Source organism: Mycolicibacterium insubricum, assembly GCF_010731615.1.
Classification (GTDB): domain Bacteria; phylum Actinomycetota; class Actinomycetes; order Mycobacteriales; family Mycobacteriaceae; genus Mycobacterium; species Mycobacterium insubricum.
This window is the reverse complement of record NZ_AP022618.1, coordinates 199,520-221,541: the sequence shown is the minus strand read 5'-3', so window position 1 is coordinate 221,541 and position 22,022 is coordinate 199,520. Positions and strand designations below refer to the sequence as shown.

Sequence of the window (22,022 nt, the reverse complement as noted above, 5' to 3'; positions counted from 1 at the left end):
GCGAAAAGGAATAAGACGTAATGAAGGTTTCTGAAGCAATCACCGAGAAAGTTCAGGCGACCATCCCGATCGACCTGCAGATTCAAGGTGCACACCTGTATGACAAGACCCGGCGTTTGGTGACCGGAACGAACGGCAAGAAGATCTTCGTCGAGAGCCCCCTCCCGCCGGTCGAGGACGTCGAACTCGCCGACATCGACCTCAGCAACCCTTTCCTCTATCGTCAGGGGCTCTGGCAGTCGTACTACGAGCGCCTGCGCAACGAAGCTCCGGTCCACTACCAGCCCAACAGTCCGTTCGGTCCGTTCTGGTCGGTCACGCGGCATGCCGACATCGTGACCGTCGAGAAGAACCATGAGGTCTTCTCCTCCGAGCCGTTCATCGTCATCGGGTCCCCCCCTCGTTTCCTGGATGTCGCGATGTTCATCGCGATGGATCCGCCACGCCACGACAGGCAGCGGGCCGCCGTCCAAGGGGTGGTCGCGCCCAAGAACCTGCGTGAGATGGAGGGGCTGATCCGCTCGCGCGTCCAGGAGGTGCTGGACGATCTGCCCCTGGATCAGCCGTTCGACTGGGTGCAGAATGTCTCGATCGAGCTGACCGCTCGGATGCTTGCGACCCTCCTGGACTTCCCGTACGAGCAGCGTCGCAAGCTCGTCGAGTGGTCAGATCTGGCAACCTCGATGGAGCAGGCCAATGGCGGTCCCTCGGACCTTGACGAGACGTTCGCAGGCATGCGCGATATGGCGCGGGGTCTCAGCGAGCACTGGCACGACAAGGCGGCCCGGACCGCTGCCGGGGAGGAACCCGGCTTCGATCTGATCACCATGTTGCAGAGCAACGAGAGCACCAAGGATCTGATCAAACGACCGATGGAGTTCTTGGGCAACCTCGTGCTGCTGATCGTCGGAGGCAACGACACCACCCGGAACTCGATGAGCGGCGGTGTTCTCGCGTTGAACCGGTACCCGGACCAGTTCGAGAAGCTGAAGGCCAACCCCGACCTGATCCCCAACATGAACTCGGAGATCATTCGGTGGCAGACGCCGCTGGCCTATATGCGCCGGATCGCCACGGCCGACACCATGCTCAACGGGCAGTTCATTCGCAAGGGCGACAAGGTGGTGATGTGGTACGCCTCGGGCAACCGCGACGAGCGCGTATTCGATCAGCCCGACGACTTCATCATCGACCGGGCCAACGCCCGCAACCACATCTCCTTCGGCTTCGGTGTCCACCGTTGCATGGGCAACCGGCTGGCCGAGCTGCAGCTGCGGATTCTCTGGGAGGAGCTGCTTCCTCGCTTCGAGAACATCGAGGTCGTCGGCGAACCCGAGTACGTGCAGTCCAACTTCGTGAGGGGTATCAGCAAGCTGATGGTCCGCCTCACCCCGAAATCCGACGCATGACATTGGAGCGGGCGCTCATCGTCGGGGCCAGCCATGCCGGGGCCCAACTCTCGGCCAGTCTGCGCCAGGAAGGGTGGACCGGTGAGATCGTCCTCGTCGGCGACGAGTCGGCGCTGCCCTACCAACGCCCTCCGCTGTCGAAGGCATACCTGGCCGGCAAGTGCACCCTCGAGGAGCTCGCGATCCGCAGCGCCGAGTTCTACACCAAGCAGCGAATCCAACTCCTGGATGCGACGGTGGAGGCGGTCGACCGTGCGGCGGGCCACCTCTCGCTGAGCACCGGCGAGTCGCTGCCCTACGACAGGCTCGCGCTGTGCACGGGCGCCCGCCCTCGTCGGCTCCCCACCCCGGGAGCCGACCTGGCCGGAGTCTTCTACCTACGCACCGCGGCGGACGTCGAGAAGATCCGAGACGCCACCAGACCGGGGCGTCGAGCCGTGATCGTCGGCGGCGGCTACATCGGACTGGAGACGGCCGCCTCGTTGCGTGCGTTGGGCCTGGAGGTCACCGTGCTCGAGGCGACCGAGCGTGTCCTCGAACGGGTCACCGCCCCGGAGGTATCGGCGTTCTTCGACCGGATCCACCGGGAGGAGGGCGTCAACATCCGGACGGGTGCGCTGGTCGAGGCTCTGTCCGGCGACGGCAGGGTCCGCGAAGTAGTCCTGGCCGGTGGTGAATCGATTCCCGCCGACCTCGTCATCGTCGGCATCGGCGTCGAGCCGAACACTGAGCTCGCCGCCGCCGCGGGCTTGGTCGTCGACAACGGCGTCGTGATCGACGACCAGGCCCGGACCAGCGACCCCGCGATCGTGGCCGCCGGGGACTGCGTCAGCCACGACATGGCCCGTTACGGGCGCCGCATACGCCTGGAGTCCGTGCCCAGCGCGGCCGAGCAGGCCAAAGTCGCCGCGGCGACCATCTGCGGGAAGTCCAAGACGATAGCGGCGCTGCCCTGGTTCTGGTCAGATCAATACGACCTCAAGCTCCAGATCGCCGGTCTTAACACCGGCTACGACGAGGTCGTCCTCAGCGGCGACCCGACCCGGGACCGCGACTTCACCTGCTTCTACCTGCGCGCCGGCGAGCTCATCGCCGCCGACTGCGTCAACCGCCCCCGCGACTTCATGTTCAGCAAGCGGGTCATCACGCAGCAGGTCCCCGTCGACCGGGCCGAACTGGTGCTCGCCGGCTCGGCCTGAGGCGAAGACCCCGCCGCTGCGCGGCCGCCCCGCCTCGTGCGGACCCCGGTCGTACGCCCGCGTTCTGGGCGGCGTCCGGCATGAGGACCGAGTGGGGTTTGCGAAGCGGTGTGACGGTTTACTATCCAGTGAGGGCATCGTGATGGAGTCGATGCTCGCGATATTTTAATGCTGACAACGAGATTGGTGGAGGTTGACGATGGCGGTTTTCAAGGATGAGGACGAGGTCTATACCTTTCTGGCTGGAATCTTTCGGCGGGGCCTGGAGAAGGAAGGGCTGGCCGATAAGCTCGTGAGTTCGGGTGTGGTGTTGCGGGTGCACTACACCGATCCGGACGCAGTGGTGACAGTGGACATGGCGAACAAGGTGGTGGAGACGGGTGCGGACAGCACCGCGGTGCCCAATGTCGAGCTGTTCATGTCGGCAGACACCGGGAACAAGTTCTGGTTGGGCAAGGTGAACCTGACGATGGCGATGGCCAGGGGAACGGTGCGCGCAAAGGGCCCGGCGGCGAAGCTGATCAAAATGATCCCGCAGGCCAAGAACCTGTTCCCGGAGTACCGGTTGCTGTTGCAGAACGAGAATCGGCAGGACCTCATCGATGCGTGAACGACGCTTCACCGCGGGCTGCAGGACGGGCGTGCGATGAAGAGCACCATGCAGGATGTTCCGTTGACGGTGGCCGGGATCGTGCGCCACGCCTCGACGATCCACGGCGATCGCGATGTGCTGACGGCGCGAGGGCCCGGACAGATCTCTCGGGTGTCCTACCGCGAGGTGGGGGAGCGCGCGGCACGGCTGGCGAATGCGTTGCGCGAGATCGGCATTCGTGGAGACGAGCGTGTCGCGACGCTGCAGTGGAGCAACCAGGAGCATCTGGATGCCTACGCGGCGGTGCCGTCGATGGGCGCGGTGCTGCACACGTTGAACCTGCGGCTGCCGCCGGACCAGCTGACGTGGATCGCCAATCACGCCGATGATCGGGTGATCATCGTCGACGGTACGGTGCTGGGCCTGTTGGCGACGGCGTTGCCGTCGATGACCTCGGTCCGCACGGTGCTGGTGACCGGCACGGGTGACCTCGCCGCGGTCCAGGGGTGCGGCAAGGACGTCCTTCGGTACGACGACGTGGTGGCCGACCAGCCGAGCACGTTCGACTGGCCCGACGTCGACGAGCAGTCGGCCGCCGCGATGTGCTACACCAGCGGTACCACCGGGCACCCGAAGGGCGTTGTCTACAGTCATCGTTCGACGTGGTTGCACTCTCAGGCGGCGTGCACCACGAATGCCTTGGGCATCGGTCCTGACGACACGGTGTTGGCGATCGTTCCGATGTTCCACGCCAACGCGTGGGGGCTCCCGTACGCGGCGATGATGGCGGGCGCGCAGCTTCTGCTGCCCGACCGTTTCCTGCAGGCGGCGCCCTTGGTGGAGATGATCGAGGCCGCGCGCCCGACGATGGCGGGCGCTGTGCCGACGATCTGGACCGACGTTCTGCACTATCTTCGCGACAATCCCGGCCACGACGTGAGTTCGCTGAAGATGGTGGCCTGCGGTGGTTCGGCGGTTCCGCGGTCGTTGATGACCGCCTATGACGAGCTGGGCGTCCGCATTGTGCAGGCCTGGGGGATGACCGAGACGTCCCCGCTGGCCGCGGTCGCATTGCCGCGGAACAGCGACACCCCGGAGAGGTCCCTTTACCTGCGCGGAACCCAGGGCCGAGTGGTGGCCGGTGTGCAAGCCCGCATCGTCGACGACGCCGGCGCCGAGCAGCCCTGGGACGGAAAGTCGGTGGGGGAGATTCAGATCCGCGGCCCGTGGATCACCGGGTCGTATTACGAGCATGACACTTCGGCGGTGTCGCCGGACGGGTGGTTGCGCACCGGAGACGTCGGGACGATCAGCCCGGATGCGTTCATCACGCTGACCGACCGTTCCAAGGACGTCATCAAGTCCGGGGGCGAATGGATCTCCTCGGTGGAGCTGGAGAACGATTTGGCCGCTCACCCTGCGGTGCGCACCGCCACCGTGATCGGGGTTCCCGATGACAAGTGGCAGGAACGACCGCTGGCGGTGGTCGTCCTGGCTGCCGACCGCACCGCCACCGCCGCGGAATTGACCGAGTTCCTCCGTCCGCGGGTGGCCAAGTGGTGGCTACCGGAACGGTGGGCGTTCGTCACCGACATTCCGCTGACCTCGACCGGCAAGTTCGACAAGAAGAAGCTGCGCCGCCAGTACGCCGACGGTGATCTCACCGTCGAGACACTGGCGTGAATCATCAATCCACTGCGACCGAAACATCGATGTTAAGGAGACACATATGAAGACACGCGCTGCAGTGCTCTGGGGCCTGGGAGAGAAGTGGGAGGTCGAGGAGGTCGAGTTGGATCCGCCCGGCCCCGATGAGGTGCTGGTCCGGTTGACCGCGACCGGGTTGTGCCATTCAGATGAGCACCTCGTGACCGGTGACCTGCCCATTCCGCTGCCCGTCGTCGGTGGCCACGAGGGTGCCGGCACCGTGGTCGAAGTGGGTGCGGGTGTCGAGAACGTCGCCGAGGGCGATTCGGTGATCCTGACGTTCCTGCCGTCGTGTGGGCACTGTTCCTATTGCGCGCGGGGGATGGGCAACATGTGCGACTTGGGTGCGGCGCTCATGATGGGACCCCAGATCGACGGGACGTACCGTTTCCATGCCCGCGGTGAGGACGTCGGCCAGATGTGCCTGCTGGGCACGTTCTCGGAATACACCGTGGTCCCCAAGGCGTCTCTGGTCAAAATCGACCAGGGGACACCGCTGGACAAGGCGGCGTTGATCGGGTGTGGTGTGACGACCGGGTACGGGTCGGCGGTGCGCACCGGTGAGGTGCGTGCCGGGGACACCGTGGTGGTGATCGGAGCCGGTGGCATCGGTATGAATGCGATTCAGGGTGCCCGCATCGCGGGCGCGTTGAACATCGTGGCTGTCGATCCGGTGGCGTTCAAGCGTGAACAAGCCGGTGGTTTCGGTGCGACGCATGCCGTTGGCACGGTCGACGAGGCCTGGTCACTGATCAGTGACATCACCCGCGGCAAACTCGCCGATGTCTGCGTGTTGACCACCGATGTCGCCGAAGGGTCCTACATCGGTGAGGCGCTGTCCTTGGTCGGTAAACGCGGTCGTGTGGTCGTTACCGCGATCGGGCACCCCGAAGACACATCGATGTCGGGTTCACTGCTGGAATTAACGCTGTATGAAAAGCAGATCCGCGGCGCCCTCTACGGCTCGTCCAACGCCGCCCACGACATCCCGCGGCTCGTCGAACTCTACAACTCCGGACACCTCAAACTCGACGAGCTGATCACCCGTGAGTACACCCTCGATCAGATCAACGAGGGCTACGACGACATGCGGTCAGGCCGCAACATCCGAGGACTCATCCGATTCTGACAGAGCACCCAAAGCAGGGAAGCGCAAAACGGCACCAAGCGAGCTCAGTACAACGATGGCGATGCTGCGGGTCAGGGGCTCTCACCGTTGACGCTTCGATGCGGGATAGCGATCGAAAGCAATGTTTCCCATAGTCATAGGCGCTCGAGCTGCGCGGGTGAGATTGGCTGCGGTCGAACAGTTCTGGCACCTACCGCCAGCCGGGACGCCTTGATGGTATGTAGCTTTCGATGAGTGTTAACAGTGCTATTGGATAAGAGAGGAAGCGGCGATGGCGAGGATTGAAATTCCCTATCTCCATAGGAGAGGAGGGCACTGTGGTTCCGGTGCGCTGCGTGACCTTACTGAATGGGCACAACTAGGATGGGGGACAGAAACACTCAGTGAAGGATTGGTCTTCACCCTCGGCGGAGCCTTGGACTTCTCGTACGTCCGCTCTACGCAATTGTTTCCCCAGATCTACCTGGTAGGACGAGGAAGCGACCTGGAAAAAGACTACCTCTCCCGAGTTGGTGCAAACTGCGTCGTGCGATCGACCGATGACGCAGACGTGGGATGGTCATTTGTTACCGACGAAGTCGACAAGGGCCGACCCGTCATGGTCTGGGCTGACATCGGCGAACTTCCTTACCTGCGCGTCCGATTGCACATGAGCCGTCACGACATCGTCATCACCGGATATGATGACGAACAAGGGGTTGCCTATGTGGTCGATAATGACCGCGAGACCACCCAAACGGTGGCTTATGATGACCTGCGCCGGGCGCGGTCCTCGGTAGGGTTCCCTACACCGACCCGGCACACCACATATCACGTCGACTGGCCGGAGCGAGTGCCCGACCTTGGGCCGATTGCCGCCACTGCATTAGCCGCGAGCGCAGCTTTCATGCGCGGCGGTGCCGTAGGTGCGCCGCTACTGCGCATCGAGGCAGCTGAAGTCGAGGCTTCCGGTTTGAAGGGTGTGCAGGAGTTCGCCGATGACGTACGGCATTGGCCAACGGTGTTTGATGACGACGCCCTGACCGCGGCATTGTTCGGGCTCGGGGCGTTCATCGAGAAAGCCGGAACCGGTGGCGGGCTCTTTCGTATGCTGCAAGCACAAGGTTGCCAGAATATCGCCGATCTCCTCGGGGACGCCGCCGCAGCCGAAGCGGCGGCCGCGGCCCGACACGCTTCCCAAGCGTGGTCTGAGCTTGCGGCCGCAGCCACCGATGCCGGCACATCGCTACGGAGTCGTAGTCTCGCTGCGGCCAAAATCGCCGCGACGATCCCGGACTCCGAAACACGCCTCGTCGAAGCCCTCGAAACGGCCAGTCGATCCGTTGGCACTGTCGATACCGGCCTCGAGGCTTATCTGAAAGGCTATCTGTGAGCGACACTTCAAACGAATCGAGTTTCCTGGAGACAACTGGGTTCCTCGATTGGCAGCACGACGATGTACAGCGCTTCACCGAGGACGCGGTCGGTGACGTTCGTGACCCTGTGCAGAAGGCGAGGTTGATCTTCACCGCTGTGCGGGACAGGATTTGGTACGATCCCTATAGCACCGACGACGATCCCGAGCATTATCGGGCGAGCTATGTAGCGACAGCGTCGAGGGCGTATTGCATACCGAAGGCGGTGCTGCTGACCGCGGCAGCTCGTGCGGCGGGCATTCCGGCCCGGCTCGGATTCGCGGACGTGCGCAACCATCTGCAGACCACCACATTGCGTGCCCGGATGGGAGGTACCGACGTGTTCGTCTACCACGGATATAGCGAATTACAACTCAACAACCGCTGGGTGAAGGCTACTCCGGCGTTCAATGCCGAGCTCTGCGCGCGATTCGGTGTACCTCCGATCGACTTCGACGGCCACACCGATGCGCTCCTCCATGCCTACGACGGTGGGGGAAGCCAACACATGGAGTACCTCAACGACCGCGGTTGGTACCACGATCTCCCCTTCACCGACATCGTTACAGAGTTGCATCACCGGTACGGCCCGCTCATGGCTGGTGCTGGAGCCCAGCGTGACGCCTTCTCCCAGGAGTTGTGAGGCGCTGCGGACTGTGTGCCAGTTCATTGTGACGCGATCTGGCCGGCTATGAATACACTGCAGTCCAAGGGATTACGGGCAGGACCAGATAGCCGACAGTGTCCTAATCGGAAGGTGTGTCGCAGCGATGATCTCGGCGGGCTAACGAGTCCTACATACATATCTACCGGCGATCAGCCCAGTCGACGCCGGCGCAATTCTTCAGTCGTGTGGTGAACCACGCGCTACGAGGGTCTATTTAGGAGGGTTTCGTCATCGAAGAGCAAGCGGAAGAAGATTCGGCCATCGCATGGTGGCATAGCTTTCAGGATCGTGCTGTCGCCGCCGACGGCGACTACCTTGATGCGCACCACCCGTGGTGCCTTGGTTGCGGCACAGACAATCCGCACGGTCATCGCCTGCGAGCGCGTCGGCATGGCGACGGGGTGGGTGCCAGGCATATCTTCGACGGCAGACATCGCGGCGCACCCGGTATCGCACATGGCGGCGCAGTCATGACCGTACTCGACGACATGGTGGGCATGTTGCTGTACGTCGTCGGTGAGATGGCCGTCACCCGCAGGTTCGATACCGAGTTCTACGCGCCGGTGTTGCTGGGGGTCCCCTACGAGGTCAGCGCGGAGCTGGTGTCCAAGACCGGCCGGAAACTCGAAGTCCGGACAGAATTGCGCGAGGAGACTACCGGTCAGCTAGTCGCGTCCGCCTCAGGGTTATTCGTCGTCGTCACGATGGCGCACTTCACTAGTTCCATACAGAAGGCGACTTCGACACCCTGCATTGTGCGGTCACCCAGGGAGGGAAGATGCTGAGCACCAGCCTTGGAGGTGGCGCACGGCTGGCCGCGCGCGTTCCACGTCTCTTACCCCGCTCGACGCAAACATCATCAACGCACTCATGTACCTGGTCGCCGAGGATCACCTCCACCAGACGGCGGCCACGGGTCAGCGCCGTCGTATTCGACGGCCCGCGCCCGCGCACAGGAGACCGGTCATGAGCACCTACGGCCTGTCGGTTCTCGGCGCGGATTTGAAGTCACTGGCCCAGACCGCACACGCCGCCGATGCGGCCGGGTTCGACGCCGTATGGGCCTCGGAGTTCTACTCCCGGTCGGGTTCGATCTCCATGGCCGCGATGGCCAACTGCACACAGAACTGCCGGATCGGTTCCTCCATTCTCTACGGCGTCGGCCGAAGCCCCCTGGTGCTGGCCACCGAGGCGCGTGATCTCGACGAACTCTCCAACGGACGGCTGGTGCTGGGCATCGGCAACGGCACCAAGCGGATGATGAGCGACTGGCACGGCGTGCCCGACACCTCCGCGCCCGCGCTGCGGATGGAAGAACTCGTGATGCTGCTGCGCCGGATATGGAACCTGCATGAAGGCCCGATCCATCACGAGGGTCGTTTTTACAGAATGAATCTCACGCCGACCGGCGACGTGGGACCCTCCAGCCGGCCGATCCCGATCGTCACCGCCGGTGTCCGGCCTCGGATGTGCGAGGCGGCCGGGCGGGTGGCCGACGGGCTGGCCGGACATCCCCTGTTCACCACCACCTACGTCGAGGAGATCGTCCGGCCCGCTATCGCCAGGGGTGCCGCGCACACCGGCCGCGACCCCAATGACGTGGAAATCATTTCCATGGTGATGTGCGCCATCCACGACGACGCCGAGGTCGCCAGGCGCGAACTGGCGCAGCAGATTGCGTTCTACTCCTCGGTCAAATCCTACGAGACGGTACTTGATGTGAACGGCTTCGCCAGCGAAGGCCGAACCATCCGGGAAGCATTCGCCCAGCGCGATTTCCCGGCGATGTTCGCCGCGGTGTCCGAGGAGATGATCGACACCATGGGCGTCGCGGGGACGGCACACGAGGTCCGTGAACAGCTGAGACGCTACGACGGCGTCCTCGACCACATCATGCTGTATTCACCATCGGTTGGCATCGCTCCCGAGCGCGTGCAGCAAAACCTCGACAGCATCATTCGGGAATGCTCGCCCGCCTCGATGTCGCCAGGGCAGTCCGGTCCACGTTCAATCTGATCCACGCATTGCCGCCGAAGTTGACCCGTCCCCGTCCGCGGTCGCATTTAGTGCGTCTGTCGCGCCGACCCCGCCGACGGTTGTGCGGCGTTGTTGAGGATGTTGGCGTCGTCGCTGTCGGGGAGGTCGTGGCGGACCACGCGTACCCGCCCCCGGGGTAGGCATGCCATGTAGCCGTGGCGCTTGCCGTACAACTCCCATGCCGTTTCCTCGGAATCGGGGTCGACGTCGATGCTGTGTCCACGCGAGAACCTCAGGTGTAGCCCTCCATCGTCGCCGGACCAGGCCTGAGTGCACACCGCGCCGGCGAGGTTCAACAACGGGCGTTCGTCAGTCGCGATCTTGAGTGGATCGATGCGTACCGCTTCTGCGGGATACGGGTCGACCGCAGGCAGTGTCAGCAGCAAGGGGCACGAGATGACAATCTCGTTGTAGTCGTCCAGGTCCAGGACCAGGCCGTCGCGCACGGAGACGCGTTGCACGACACAATTTTCGATCCATTGGGTATACATGGCACTCTCCTTCGCCGCGTCATCGAGCCTCGCCCTAAGGGTACTTTAGGTAGCGCTGCGATACTACTAGTAGCGTTATGCGGTTTCCGCGGGTCGTGCGCGGCTGGTCACCACGCGCCGAGTGGCCAGGTCGATGCGTTCGCGAGTATCGGCGGCCGACGCTCGGTGGCCACAAAAGGCCACGAGGTTGGCCAGCCACACGTCGGAGATGATCGCGGCGATGTGTAAATCGGCGGGAGTCGGTTCGCCGCCCCTGAGCGTGCGGGCCAGCAGGGTCTGAATTTCGGCGGCGGCGCAGTCTAGTTCTGCGGCTGCCCGGGTGTCTGCAACGGCGAACGCTCGTGTCATGGCTGATGTCAGCCAGGGATCGCGCTGCCAGCGGTCATGTAGGTGTGTGGTGAGACGTTCGAGCCGTTCCAATGGCGTGCCGTCACCGCTAGCCCAGTCGTCAGCCGAGTCGAGTCGGCGAAACTCGCGCGATAGCGCCGCCACCAACAAGTTGGTCTTCGCCGGGAAGTGGCGGTAGAGCGTGCCGACGGCGATACCGGCCCGCTCGGCAACCGACCGCATCTGAACCGCCTCATAGCCACCTGACGTGGCCACGAGCAGGGCCGCGTCCAGAATCGCTTCCCGGCGCTGGGCGGATGAACGCGAGGCGGGCGCTACAGCGGTCCGCGTCTGACCGCCAGCCGAATTTGCTTCCAGCGGTCGGGTTTTGCCATGGCTGCGAGAAAGAGCGTGCGTCATAATCGCCCGTCGTCGAGGCCGCCGTGACGTGAGAACTGCTCGAGAAGGCCGCCAAAAGCACTGACGTCGCCGTGCGCAGCGAAGTGATCCGTGCTGACTGCGACAAATACCGCAGTGGCGGTGAAGCGGTTGGCCCCATCGGAATCAGTGCCCGTCGCCATGACGTGCAGAGCCCGTCCTTCGCGGGACCGGATGTGGGCGGTGATCCTGTGGGGTTGATGCAGAGGTACCGGCCGCAGATACTCCACTGTCAGGCTGCGAGTCACCGCTGGTGTGCCGGCGATCCACAATGTGAATCCCAAGACGTCATCGCACGCCGCCGCAACTGCTCCGCCATGGGCCAGCCCAGGAGCCCCAATGTGGCGCTCGTCGAAAATCACGTCGGAGTACACCGCGTCGCCGCGGCGGTGCACCACCAACTGCAGTCCGTGGGGATTGTCGGGGCCGCAACCCATGCACGTTGTCGTGTGCGAAGGTAACCGCTTCGGCAGCGACGCGCTTTCCGGCACAATCACGCTCCAATACTATCGGTTTCGCTTCGATACCGTTAGTACCACACTGCTAGACTGCCAGGACAGCATCGCGTGAAATCGACCGCCGAGGTGAATGAGTGAGCGACAGTCAGCCAGCGCCGGTCCCTGACGATGACGTGGACCCGCGGCGAATCCGGTCTCGAAATCGACTGCTGGATGCAGCCGCGACCCTTCTGAGCACTGGCGGCGTGGAAGCCGTCACGATCGATGCCGTCACCAAAGCGTCCAAAGTGGCCAGAACCACGCTTTACCGCCATTTCCAAAGTTCGTCGCACCTGCTCGCAGCCACGTTCGAACGCTTGCTTCCCCAGGTGACGACTCCGGTACCGACCAGCGGCCCTCTGCGTGACCAGTTGATCGAATTGCTAAGCCGCCAAGCCGCTCTTTTCAACGACGCGCCACTGCATGTCACGACGCTGGCATGGCTGTCCCTTGGTCCCACCGGCCCGACGAACGAAGCCGATGATCGACACACATCCGGCGCGTTGCGGGCCCGAGTCGTCGAGCAGTACCGGCAACCGTTCGACGCCATACTCTCTAGCCCGACGGCGCAAGCCGAGTTGGAGAACTTCGACCGAGAACTGGCGCTGTGCCAACTGGTCGGCCCAGTGGCGTTTGCCCGGATGACCGGGATTCGCGGCATCACTCACGACGACTGCGAGAACCTCGTCGATGGCTTTCTCGCCGCCCATCGTAGGACCGACGACGACGCCAGCAATAAGACAAACGCCGCTACCCCCCAGACGTCGCAACCCCCGCGTCTATCTCTTTAGTCGCCACGAATCTCAAAGCACCCAGCCCGGCTGATCTGCGACCCGCTTTCTCGGTGCTCCAAGTCGTGTCGGCGGTGGCAGCAACGGACCGTTTGCCATCATCAACGGTCGGCGGGTGCGTACATTGCATGGGCATTCGGCTGACGACTAGGCCCGGCAAAAACGACCAAACCACTTCAGGCTTCTAACCGCCGGTGACCGCATCGGGAAGTAGTCGTCCCCGCCTCGACCACCTATCTTTCGGCGGGACCTCGCATGCACGGGTTGGTACTTCTTGGGAGTCTGGCTGTCTCGGCGCGCGGACGCGTAGACGCATTCCGTCCGTCGAAAAGGGACAGTTCGGGGTCCTTAGTGCAAGAGGTGTGTGGGAAATGGAGGAAGTGGCTGGCAGGGGGTGGCTTGGTGGCAAGCGGGGCGGGGTACTCGGCAGTGGCGGCAGCAGTGGGGAGCACGGGGTAAATGACGCTGAGCGACGCACGAACTTGAGGCGAAGGTGGCTCTGGTCGTGGACCGATCCTCGTGTTTCTCCGTAGCTTGTCGACATGGCTGCTGTATCGAAGTTGGAAGCTCGGCGTCGCGCGTGGGAGGCGCACTGCCGAGCGATTGAGTCACGAGCACAACGGGATCGCGCCAACACAGCTGACGCGACCGCCGTTCGTACGTTGATCGGACGCCTGCAGGATGTGGACGAATGGCAAGCGCGTCGCGTCGCGCAGTCTCGTCAACAGGTGGAGGCAGAGGCGCAGCTCAGGCGCAGCCGCTACTACGCGGATGCCTGTGCGTCGATCAAGGACATGCGAGAGCGCGGCGCGACGTTGGCGGCCGTCGCGGAGCTGGTCGGTGTCGATGTCCGCGAGATACGTGCGCTGCTGCGCAGCAAGGCTGCGAAAACTGTTAAGGCGCAACCTGCTGCGCGCGCTGGTGCAGGGCGGGACGCTCGCGCGGACACCGAATGGCCGCGGTGCGTGAGATGCGATGCGCTGATGATGGATCGCGAAGATAGACCACGTCGCGGACGCCGCCGGCTCTACTGCTCAGACACGTGCCGACGCGACTCATCTGCGGCCCGCATGGCTGCCGAGCGCCACGGAACGCCTATCCGCGTTGTCGAGGTGCCGCGAGCTGGCTCCGATACCGATCTCGACACGACTCCTAGGGATTCGCCCGCTTCTGTCCCCATCAGCGCGCTCGACGCCGCAGACATCGCCTCCCGTGACGAACGGGCGCTGTGCGCGTTACTGGTGAGTCTCACAGAGCGCGCACGTCGGAAGGACCTCGAACGGGCCACCCTGACGGCTACGCGTGATCTCGCCAAAGTTGTTTATCCGTACCGCAGCTGAACAGCTCAGCGCCGCCGAGAACGGCGGCGGCGCGCCCGGCTGTCCCGCCGCCGCTGTGCAGGCCCGCATGCAGTCAGAGAGCCATCCGCCCTACCCGAACCGTGCGTTGTCAGCGCGGCGATCTCGGCGGGCAGGTCAGCCACGAAGCGGAGCTCCAGTTCGTCGATTGCGTCTCGTCGCGCCGCTTCGAGAAGCAGGGTCGCATCGTCACGATGGGGGAGAACTCCGTGATCGCGCGCATAGCGATCTGTGACGGTATCGATGAGATCGTCCAACGAGGTGGTGAGAAGAAGCGCATCGTCGCCGGCGTGGCGCTCTGCGAACTCCTCGCGGCGTTCGCTGGACCATGTTGCTGGATAAGAAAGATCTGACAGATACAGCTGCTTGATGGCCGCCTCCAACTGGCCTGACCACCCGTAGTCAGGCCAGTCGTGGATGACCGCCTGGACGATCGCGTCGAATTGCGTGCTCACGAAGACCACTCCTCCCGTTGAGGGACCTGGTCCAGATTCTGCCCGATGGTGCCGACGCCGCTAGCCCGACAAGCGCGGTCACGACGCCTCGACGTCTAGATCGTCGGCTGAATGACCCTTCGGGACAGTCTGGCGGTGCGCGGGCAGCTCTTGAACAGAGGACGACTGCTCCCGCGGAGCCGAAATGCGCGAGGGACGCGAGGATTGCGAGTGTTGTTTGGCCGACACATCTTTGTAGGGCGGGTAGACGGTCCACAACAGGACATTCCGATGATTTCGAGCGCCATCGTCTTCGATCGCCCAACCCAGACTCCGTAGCGCGGGTGCGTGCCGTCGTAGGACGGCCGTGACATCCCGCCCGTTCCGGGGCCACTCCTTCGGCCTGCGCCAGGTGTCGCCGGTTGGCGTGACTGTCGCCAGCAGGTCGCCTCCGGACTTTGCGACGAGCGGTTCCCGGATGTGCAGCCGTAGCTGTTCGATGAACGGGTCGGCGGACAGGCTGTCTTCGGAGAGTTGATTGGCGCGTGACAGGTAACGCCGGAAGCCATGGGTCGACAGAATCTCGTCAACGGCCGCCAGCGTGCGACTGAAGTCCGCCATCCGTGGCGACACGTCGACCGAAATGGTTTCCAGCCGTTGATGGACGACGGCGGCCAGATCGAGAAGCCCGCCCAAAATCCCTGGTAGAGCCGTGCGCCACTGTTGTCGCATCGTGGCTTCCGGTTGTCGCATGTGGCGATCAATGCGTCGCAGGTCGACAGTCGCCAGTCGCTCCGCGAGGTCGGGCCGCACTGCTCCGACGTCGATGCCGTTGATGATGACGCACCGCCGAAATTTGATGACTGCGAGATCGGAGTCTGTGTACAACGCCCGTTTGATGTTGCCGTCGCCGGTGGCGGCGCGGCACAGAGAATCCGACAACCACGGCGAGATAGTCGACAGGTTGTCCAAGGCAACGACCCACGAACCGGAGGCTGCAGTGACCCACGAGTCGGAGTCACGCGGTGCCTGCCGCAGGGGGACCGGTGACGGGTCGATGAGATCGACCAGCATGCGCGTGGTTGTGCTCTTGGCGCTGCCCTGCTCGGCGAACAGCGCCAAGATCGGGTGGGGGACGTCCGTCTGGACAAGAGCGGCAACGAGGGCAGCAAGGAGGACCGGTCGGTCTTCAAAGTCGACGTTGACGAAATCCCAGAGCTTCTCGACATTCCCGCCCTGAGCCGGCAGCGGCATCGCCCCGGTCAACTTGGTACGCAGAAAGCGCACAGGTGCCCGTTCGGTGAGCGTCCACCGGCCCTGTCGGATACGAATCGTCTGGCCATCGGGCCGTCCGGTGTCGATGTAAATGGTGCCGTCATCGTCAGCGACGCGGAGGTTGAGGCGTTCGGGCGGCTTCGTGGCAGCCAAACCTTCGAGGATCAGGGTGGCGTCAGTCAGCGCCTGGCCGCCGGCGACCGCGCCGGTTTCGGCGAAGTACCGTGCGGCGAGGTCGGCGCGTAGACCGGCCTTGCCGGCGCGGAGCAGCATCACCAAGTGCGGGCGGTCGCGGTCAGCGCCGAACGGCTCGCCCTCTTCTGAGAGCCCGAGCAGGTAGCGTTCCTGTGCCATGCTGACCAAGCGTGCGGCTACCGACTTCTTGTCCGTCTCGGTGTTGTCGCTCATAGGATTTCCTGCATACGGTGCTTATGCAGGCTGCGTTGACGAGCTATTCTCATGTGGAACTTCCGTGTCGGATGATCAGGTGGTTCGAACAAAGACCTCGGCTAGGCCCCGGGGTCTTTTTCGTGGGTGCGGTTCACGCGGCGTCTCCGCCTCCGCGCCGGGTTGCGCTTTCTTGCTCCGAGATCCATCGCAGCACTTCGTCGCGCCGGTAGACGACTCGGCGGCCCAAGGTGAAACTGGCCGGTCCGATGTCGCAGTGGCGCCAGTAGCGGAGAGTTCCAACGGGAATGCCGATGATGTCTGAAACCTGTTTGGCACTCAGTAGATCCATGTAGCTGCTCCTCAATAGTGGGTTCTGTCAACGAATCCAACGGTGGTGGTGGCGCCCTGCATTTGTCCACCAGTACCCTCAACTTCGCCTATAAATTGGCTCCAGTCGAACGATTTCGTCGGCTGTCGGTGGTCGGTGGGAATCTGGCACCCAACGGAGGTGGCTCACATGCAGCGACGAAACCGCCGCGCCGGCGTCGAGGACAGGTGGCGTCGATCGGACGGGACCCCTGCCGCGCGCAATGGCAAAGGGCGCCGATGGTTGGCCCGGTATGTCGATGATCAAGGCGGTGAGAACACCCGTTCGTTCGACCGCAAGGTGGACGCTCAGGCCTTTCTCAACGAGATCACAGCCGCGCAGACGATAGGAACCTATGTCGCGCCAAAAGCCGGGCGCATTACCGTCCGTGAATTGCACGCCAAGTGGCTTGGTACCCAGGGCCATTTGAAGGAGACGACGGTTGCGACACGCGCGTTCGCATGGTCGGGCTACGTCGAAGGCCGGTGGGCCGCGGTCGCAGTAGCCGACGTGCAATCGTCGGATATCAGGGCGTGGGTGCAGCAATTGGCGGCGGGTGGAGCCAAACCGGCCACCATCGAGAATGCGCTTAGCGTCCTGAGACAGATTCTGGAGATGGCCGTCGACGATCGACGGATCCCCCGCAATCCGTGTATGGGAGTGAAGTCGCCGCGACGACAGCACCGAGCACGGGGCTACCTGACGCACCGGCAGGTGGAACTTCTGGCCCGCGAGGTCGGCGAGTACGCCATCGTTGTTCGATTTCTGGCCTACACCGGGTTGCGCTGGGGCGAGATGGCAGCGCTGCGGGTGGAGTCATTCGACATGCTGCGTCGCAGGGTGAATATCCGTGAGGCGGTCGCCGAGGTGAAGGGACGTGTGGTGTGGTCGTCGCCGAAATCCCACGAACGTCGCTCGGTGCCGTTCCCGGCGTTCCTGGCCGAGCCGCTGGCCGTGCTCATGATGGGTAAGCGGCGTGAGGACTTGGTGTTCACATCGCCAGGAGGAGCACTGCTGCGAGTGTCGACGTGGCGGCCGCGGGTCTTCAACGTGGCCGTCCAACGTCTCCAGGCAGCAGACCCGGCGTACCCCACCGTGACACCGCACGACCTTCGCCACACGGCGGCGTCGCTGTCGATCAGCGCGGGGGCCAACGTCAAGGCCGTCCAGACGATGCTCGGGCACGCGTCCGCAGTCCTGACCCTGGACACCTATGCAGACTTGTTCCCGGACGACCTGGAGCAGGTTTCGGTTGCACTAGATGCGGCGCGGATGCGGTCTTTGGAATCCACTGCGGACCAGCTGCGGACTGGGAAGTAAGAAGGCCCCGACCAGAATTCCCGGTCAGGGCCTCTACCTGCGAACACACCAGTCGGGGTGGCGGGATTCGAACCCACGACCTCTTCGTCCCGAACGAAGCGCGCTACCAAGCTGCGCCACACCCCGTGTGAAGCGTCGACAGCCTATCGCACGGGGGTGCCGGGAAGCCAAACGGCCCGGCGCCGGTGACTCCGCCCACACCGACCTGGGGACTCGTTGGCAATCACATAACGATTCGGGATGAACGGGGAGTGTCGAGACGGTTAAACCCACACGGAGCGAAAAACTTGTGGTGGACCTACGGGCCGCTCGTCGAGTTTCCGGACCAGGGAAAGGATCGCCGACCATGACCGCATTGGGTGCCGGCCTCTACGGTGGCTTCTTCGTGATGGCCGCACTGTGGCTCATAGCGACCGCGGAGTCCTCCGACGAGATCAGTGACCGCGCGAACGTGGTCGACGGCAAGCAGCGGGTGCTCGCCGATCGCCGCTGAGGCGATAGCCCCGGTTATCCGGTAGTGACGGCCGTCGGCTGTTTGAGCTCGTGCCCTCGGTCGGCGTCGCGCCCACCGGTCGGCGCAGCGGTCAGGGTCAGCAGCGTCGCTTCCGGGCGGCAGCAGAACCGCAGCGGAGCGAACGGCGACGTGCCGATCCCGCCCGAGACATGCAGCGCCATATCAGCACCCCACCGCGATGCACCGCGGGCGCGGGAGCGGTCCAGATCGCAGTTGGTCACCACCGCGCCGTAGAACGGCACGCAGAGCTGACCGCCGTGCGTGTGCCCGGCCATCACGAGCTGGTAGCCGTCGGCGGCGAACGCGTCCAGCACCCGGGTATACGGCGCGTGCACGACACCCAGGCGCAGATCCGCCGCCGGGTTGGCCGGCCCGGCGATGGTCTCGTAGCGGTCGCGCTGGATGTGCGGATCGTCGACACCGGCCGCCGCGATGGTCAGCCCGCCGACCTCGATGTCCCGACGGGTGTGGGTCAGGTCCAGCCAGCCGCGCTCGGTGAACGCCGCCCGCAGGTCCTGCCACGGCAGCGGATTCCCGTGCACCCGGTGGTCCTTGTCGGTCAGGTACTTGGCGGGGTTCTTCAGCGTCGGGCCGAAGTAGTCGTTGCTGCCGAACACGAACACCCCGGGCACCGCGAGTAGATCGCCGAGCGCCTGCACGACGGCCGGAACCGCCCGCGGGTGCGACAGGTTGTCCCCGGTGTTGACGACGAAATCCGGCTCCAGCGCGACGAGTTCGCGTAACCAGGCCTGCTTGAGCCGCTGCCCGGGCCGCATGTGAATGTCCGACAGGTGCAGCACCCGCAGCGACGACGACCCCGGCGGCAGTACCGGCACGGTCACCTCGCGCAGGGTGAACATGTTGCGCTCGATCAGCGATGCGTAGCCGATGCCGGCTGCGGTAGCCCCCAGCGTCACCGCGGCCGTCGTCTTCAAAGCGGAGAGAACACGCATGGCGTCAGACTACTGTGCGCGCCTTTGCGGTGCCCGGATTACGGGGGCGGCGGCCCGAGCACCGGCACCGTGATCGGCGGCAGACCCGGGATCTCGACGACCGTCGAACCGATCGCCGGCAAATCGATCGACGGCGCAATGGCGACCGGCGGAGGCGGGGGCGCCGGCGCGATCCCGTTCGACAGCAGGATGGTGATGATCGACCCGGGGATCGTCTGGCCGCCCGGTGAGGTGCCGACGACGGTGCCGTAGGACGCGCCGCTGTTGACGTACTGGGGCTGCTCGGCGACCTGGAAGCCGACCTCCTTGAGCCGCGCCCGGGCCTGGTCGGGGGTCAGATCGGCCACATTGGGCACCCGGGAGTTCGAGCCGCCCTCGACGTAGCGCGGATCGGTCGGCGGCAACGCCACGTCACCGAACTGGGTGGCGATCGGCTTCATCGCGGTGAACCAGGTGCGCGCGGGCTCGTTGCCGCCGAACAGGTTTCCGTCGCCGCACTGACGCAGCGGGAACGAGCACAGCTCACCCGGGTCGGTGGAGTCGTCGTAGATGTAGTTGGCGCCGGCGATGGTGTTGGTGAACCCCAGGAAGCCCGACGAGCGGTGCGCCTCGGTGGTCCCCGTCTTCCCCGACATCGGCAGGTCCCAGCCGGCCGCGCCCGCGGCACCGGCGGCCGTGCCGCCGGGCGAATGGTCCTTGCTCAGCGCGTTGGCCAGCGTGTTGGCCAGCCCCTCGGGGACGACCTGCTCGCACGTCGCCGTCGTGACGGCCACCTTCTTGCCGTGCCGGTCGAAGACCTGGTTGATGGGGTTCGGCGGGCACCAGGTGCCACCGGAGGCCAGGGTCGCCGCCACATTGGACAGCTCCAGCGGGTTCACCTCGAACGGGCCGAGGGTGAACGACCCGATGTTCTGGCGCTTGATGAACTCCGACAGGCTCTCGGCGCTCTCGGGATCGTAGGCGCGCGCGGTGCCGGGATCGTTGTAGGACCGCAGCCCCAGCTTGACGGCCATGTCGACCACCCGCGGCACGCCGATCTGGGAGATCAGCTTGGCGAACGCGGTGTTGGGCGAGGTGGCCAGCGCGTCGGTGACGCTCAGCGGCGACCGGTACGACGAGCCGCCGGAGTTCTGCACGCACCAGGTGTCCTTCGGGCAGCCCTTGATGCCGCCGCTGCCCAGCCCCTTGGCGTCGAATCGGTTGGGCACGTCGAGCTTGAAGTCGATGCCCATGCCCATCTCCAGGGCCGCCGCGACGGTGAACACCTTGAAGATCGATCCGGCGCCGTCGCCGACGAGGGAGAACGGCTGCGGCTGCATGGTCTGGCCGGCGGCGCCGTCGAGCCCGTAGGTGCGGTTGGACACCATCGCCAGCACCGGGTGGGAGTCCTTGCCCGGTTTGATCACGTTCATCACGCTGGCGACACCGTTCAGGTCCGGCGCGGCGATCGAGTCGACCGCACCCTTGACGGTGGCCTGGATGTCGGGGTCGAGCGTGGTGTCGATGCGGTAGCCGCCCTTGGCCACCTGCTCCTTGCTGATCCCCGCGCGCGCCAGGTACTCCTGCACGTAGTCGCAGAAAAACGCCCGGTCACCGGCGGCGATGCAGCCGCGCGGCAACTCCCGGGGCTGCGCCAAGATGCCCAGCGGCTCGCCCTTCGCCGCGCGCAGTTCGGCGGCGTGTTCGGGATAGTTGGCGATCATGGTGTCGAGCACCAGATTTCGCCGGGCCAGGGCGCCCTCGGGGTTGGTGTAGGGATCCAGCGTGGTGGTCGACTGGACCATGCCGGCCAGCAGCGCGGACTCCTGCCAGTTCAGGTCCGAGGCGTTCTTCCCGAAGTAGGTCTGCGCGGCGTCCTGAATGCCGTAGGAGCCATTGCCGAAGGACACCAGGTTCAGGTATCGGGTCAGGATCTGGGACTTGGTGAACGTCTTGTCCAGCGTCAGTGCCATCCGGATCTCACGCATCTTGCGCGCCGGGGTGGTCTCGACGGCGGCTCGGCGCTCGGCGTCGGTCTGCGCGACGACCAGCAGCTGGTAGTTCTTCACGTACTGCTGCTCGATGGTGGAGCCGCCGCGGGTGTCGTTGTCGCCGGAGGCGTAGCCCGCCAGCCCGGTCAGCGTGCCCTTCCAGTCCACCCCGTTGTGGTCGCCGAAGCGTTTGTCCTCGATCGAGATGATGGCCCGCTTCATGGTGTCGGCGATCTGGTCGCTGGTCACCTCGAAGCGACGCTGCGAGTACAGCCAGGCGATCGGGTTGCCCTTGGCGTCGTACATGGTGGTGACGGCGGGGGCGTCGCCTTCGAGGAGCTGGGCCGAACCGTTGGCGACGACGTCGGTGGCCTGGTTGGAGGCCAGCCCGAATCCGCCGGCGAACGGAAACAGCAGCGCAGCGACCAGAACGCTGGCCAGTAGACAGCACCAGGCCATCTTCACGAGACTCACGGCCAGCGGCGGTCGCTCCGACATGGCTACAGCGTAACGGCGCCTAGCGGCGGTCAGGTGGTAGGGCAATTTCAGCCGGGAATGCGGCGTCTCGGCAGGTCGGAACGTCCGTCCCAAAAAAGGGCAAAACCCGGTGTTGCGCTCGGCGGCCCTCAAGTCCTACTTTAAACACACAATGCGACATACGTAACACACGTATACGCAGTGTGGCGTAGATCGCAGCTTCGGTTGAACAACGATCTGCACGCAGAGGTGTTGCGCCGCCGCAGGGCGGCCCGAGCGATAGGGG

Annotated in this window: 22 protein-coding genes and 1 tRNA gene; 13 read left to right on the top strand and 10 right to left on the bottom strand. The window is 64.6% G+C overall.

Annotation, left to right across the window (positions count from 1 at the left end):
• The first annotated feature begins 20 nt into the window (after positions 1-20).
• From G6N16_RS01080 to G6N16_RS01050, 7 genes are all read left to right on the top strand, one after another.
• Positions 21-1,409 (top strand): cytochrome P450, encoded by a 1,389-nt coding sequence (locus tag G6N16_RS01080; protein ID WP_062655120.1) that lies wholly within the window; start codon positions 21-23, stop codon positions 1,407-1,409.
• Positions 1,406-2,608 (top strand): NAD(P)/FAD-dependent oxidoreductase, encoded by a 1,203-nt coding sequence (locus tag G6N16_RS01075; protein WP_043985045.1) that lies wholly within the window; start codon positions 1,406-1,408, stop codon positions 2,606-2,608. The genes G6N16_RS01080 and G6N16_RS01075 overlap by 4 nt, the downstream gene beginning before the upstream one ends.
• 199 nt (positions 2,609-2,807) lie before the next feature.
• The gene (locus G6N16_RS01070) at positions 2,808-3,218 is read left to right on the top strand and encodes an SCP2 sterol-binding domain-containing protein (protein WP_043985046.1); all 411 of its coding nucleotides are present in this window, start codon (positions 2,808-2,810) and stop codon (positions 3,216-3,218) included.
• 36 nt (positions 3,219-3,254) lie between these two features.
• A complete protein-coding gene (locus G6N16_RS01065) occupies positions 3,255-4,883 on the top strand; it encodes a fatty acid--CoA ligase (protein WP_043985047.1) in 1,629 nt (542 codons plus the stop codon).
• Between the two features lie 46 nt (positions 4,884-4,929).
• Positions 4,930-6,036 (top strand): NDMA-dependent alcohol dehydrogenase, encoded by a 1,107-nt coding sequence (locus G6N16_RS01060; RefSeq protein WP_043985048.1) that lies wholly within the window; start codon positions 4,930-4,932, stop codon positions 6,034-6,036.
• Positions 6,037-6,307: 271 nt separating this feature from the next.
• Positions 6,308-7,408, top strand: a complete 1,101-nt coding sequence (locus G6N16_RS01055; RefSeq protein ID WP_043985049.1) for a BtrH N-terminal domain-containing protein — start codon at positions 6,308-6,310, stop codon at positions 7,406-7,408.
• Complete coding sequence (locus G6N16_RS01050) at positions 7,405-8,073, top strand: transglutaminase-like domain-containing protein (RefSeq protein ID WP_043985051.1); 669 nt, start codon at positions 7,405-7,407, stop codon at positions 8,071-8,073. Before G6N16_RS01055 ends, G6N16_RS01050 begins: the two co-directional genes overlap by 4 nt.
• A 224-nt stretch (positions 8,074-8,297) precedes the next feature.
• On the opposite strand, the gene G6N16_RS01045 is transcribed toward G6N16_RS01050, so the two are convergent.
• A complete protein-coding gene (locus G6N16_RS01045) occupies positions 8,298-8,531 on the bottom strand; it encodes a hypothetical protein (protein ID WP_162291742.1) in 234 nt (77 codons plus the stop codon).
• On the opposite strand from G6N16_RS01045, the gene G6N16_RS01040 reads away from it, so the two are divergent.
• The gene (locus G6N16_RS01040; RefSeq protein ID WP_078281697.1) at positions 8,499-8,882 is read left to right on the top strand and encodes a PaaI family thioesterase; all 384 of its coding nucleotides are present in this window, start codon (positions 8,499-8,501) and stop codon (positions 8,880-8,882) included. The genes G6N16_RS01045 and G6N16_RS01040 overlap by 33 nt on opposite strands.
• 181 nt (positions 8,883-9,063) lie before the next feature.
• Positions 9,064-10,113: an LLM class flavin-dependent oxidoreductase gene (locus G6N16_RS01035; RefSeq protein WP_062655119.1), complete on the top strand. Its 1,050-nt coding sequence runs from the start codon at positions 9,064-9,066 to the stop codon at positions 10,111-10,113.
• A 47-nt stretch (positions 10,114-10,160) separates the two neighbouring features.
• Here G6N16_RS01035 and G6N16_RS01030 read toward each other — a convergent pair whose 3' ends face one another.
• The 3 genes from G6N16_RS01030 to G6N16_RS01020 form a co-directional block, all read right to left on the bottom strand.
• Positions 10,161-10,625, bottom strand: a complete 465-nt coding sequence (locus G6N16_RS01030; protein WP_062655118.1) for a DUF6188 family protein — start codon at positions 10,623-10,625, stop codon at positions 10,161-10,163.
• A 75-nt stretch (positions 10,626-10,700) separates the two neighbouring features.
• Entirely contained in the window at positions 10,701-11,372 is a 672-nt protein-coding gene (locus G6N16_RS01025; RefSeq protein ID WP_062655117.1) for a TetR/AcrR family transcriptional regulator, read from the bottom strand.
• Positions 11,369-11,827: a PaaI family thioesterase gene (locus G6N16_RS01020; RefSeq protein WP_275991490.1), complete on the bottom strand. Its 459-nt coding sequence runs from the start codon at positions 11,825-11,827 to the stop codon at positions 11,369-11,371. The genes G6N16_RS01025 and G6N16_RS01020 overlap by 4 nt, the downstream gene beginning before the upstream one ends.
• 155 nt (positions 11,828-11,982) lie before the next feature.
• Here G6N16_RS01020 and G6N16_RS01015 point away from each other — a divergent pair, with 155 nt between their 5' ends.
• Positions 11,983-12,678 carry a TetR/AcrR family transcriptional regulator gene (locus G6N16_RS01015; protein ID WP_062655116.1) on the top strand — a complete coding sequence of 232 codons (696 nt, stop codon included), beginning with the start codon at positions 11,983-11,985 and terminating at the stop codon, positions 12,676-12,678.
• A gap of 542 nt (positions 12,679-13,220) precedes the next feature.
• Positions 13,221-14,018 carry a hypothetical protein gene (locus G6N16_RS01010; protein ID WP_133052865.1) on the top strand — a complete coding sequence of 266 codons (798 nt, stop codon included), beginning with the start codon at positions 13,221-13,223 and terminating at the stop codon, positions 14,016-14,018.
• Between the two features lie 5 nt (positions 14,019-14,023).
• Here the strand turns inward: G6N16_RS01010 and G6N16_RS01005 are convergent, their stop codons facing one another.
• The 3 genes from G6N16_RS01005 to G6N16_RS00995 all read right to left on the bottom strand — a co-directional run bounded on the left by G6N16_RS01005 (position 14,024) and on the right by G6N16_RS00995 (position 16,484).
• A complete protein-coding gene (locus G6N16_RS01005) occupies positions 14,024-14,491 on the bottom strand; it encodes a transposase (RefSeq protein WP_131805338.1) in 468 nt (155 codons plus the stop codon).
• 78 nt (positions 14,492-14,569) lie between these two features.
• Positions 14,570-16,153 (bottom strand): AICE element replication initiation protein, encoded by a 1,584-nt coding sequence (locus tag G6N16_RS01000; RefSeq protein WP_062657834.1) that lies wholly within the window; start codon positions 16,151-16,153, stop codon positions 14,570-14,572.
• A 133-nt stretch (positions 16,154-16,286) separates the two neighbouring features.
• Positions 16,287-16,484 (bottom strand): helix-turn-helix transcriptional regulator, encoded by a 198-nt coding sequence (locus G6N16_RS00995; protein ID WP_062657835.1) that lies wholly within the window; start codon positions 16,482-16,484, stop codon positions 16,287-16,289.
• A 168-nt stretch (positions 16,485-16,652) separates the two neighbouring features.
• Here G6N16_RS00995 and G6N16_RS00990 point away from each other — a divergent pair, with 168 nt between their 5' ends.
• Positions 16,653-17,822 carry a tyrosine-type recombinase/integrase gene (locus tag G6N16_RS00990; protein WP_067992226.1) on the top strand — a complete coding sequence of 390 codons (1,170 nt, stop codon included), beginning with the start codon at positions 16,653-16,655 and terminating at the stop codon, positions 17,820-17,822.
• A gap of 52 nt (positions 17,823-17,874) precedes the next feature.
• Here the strand turns inward: G6N16_RS00990 and G6N16_RS00985 are convergent.
• Positions 17,875-17,948: transfer RNA gene (locus tag G6N16_RS00985), tRNA-Pro, on the bottom strand.
• A gap of 220 nt (positions 17,949-18,168) precedes the next feature.
• On the opposite strand from G6N16_RS00985, the gene G6N16_RS00980 reads away from it, so the two are divergent.
• The gene (locus tag G6N16_RS00980; protein ID WP_163787717.1) at positions 18,169-18,315 is read left to right on the top strand and encodes a hypothetical protein; all 147 of its coding nucleotides are present in this window, start codon (positions 18,169-18,171) and stop codon (positions 18,313-18,315) included.
• Positions 18,316-18,329: 14 nt separating this feature from the next.
• Here the strand turns inward: G6N16_RS00980 and G6N16_RS00975 are convergent, their stop codons facing one another.
• The gene (locus G6N16_RS00975) at positions 18,330-19,289 is read right to left on the bottom strand and encodes a metallophosphoesterase (RefSeq protein ID WP_083029231.1); all 960 of its coding nucleotides are present in this window, start codon (positions 19,287-19,289) and stop codon (positions 18,330-18,332) included.
• Positions 19,290-19,327: 38 nt separating this feature from the next.
• Positions 19,328-21,757, bottom strand: a complete 2,430-nt coding sequence (gene ponA2 / locus G6N16_RS00970) for a transglycosylase/D,D-transpeptidase PonA2 (protein WP_083029232.1) — start codon at positions 21,755-21,757, stop codon at positions 19,328-19,330.
• Between the last annotated feature and the right edge of the window lie 265 nt (positions 21,758-22,022).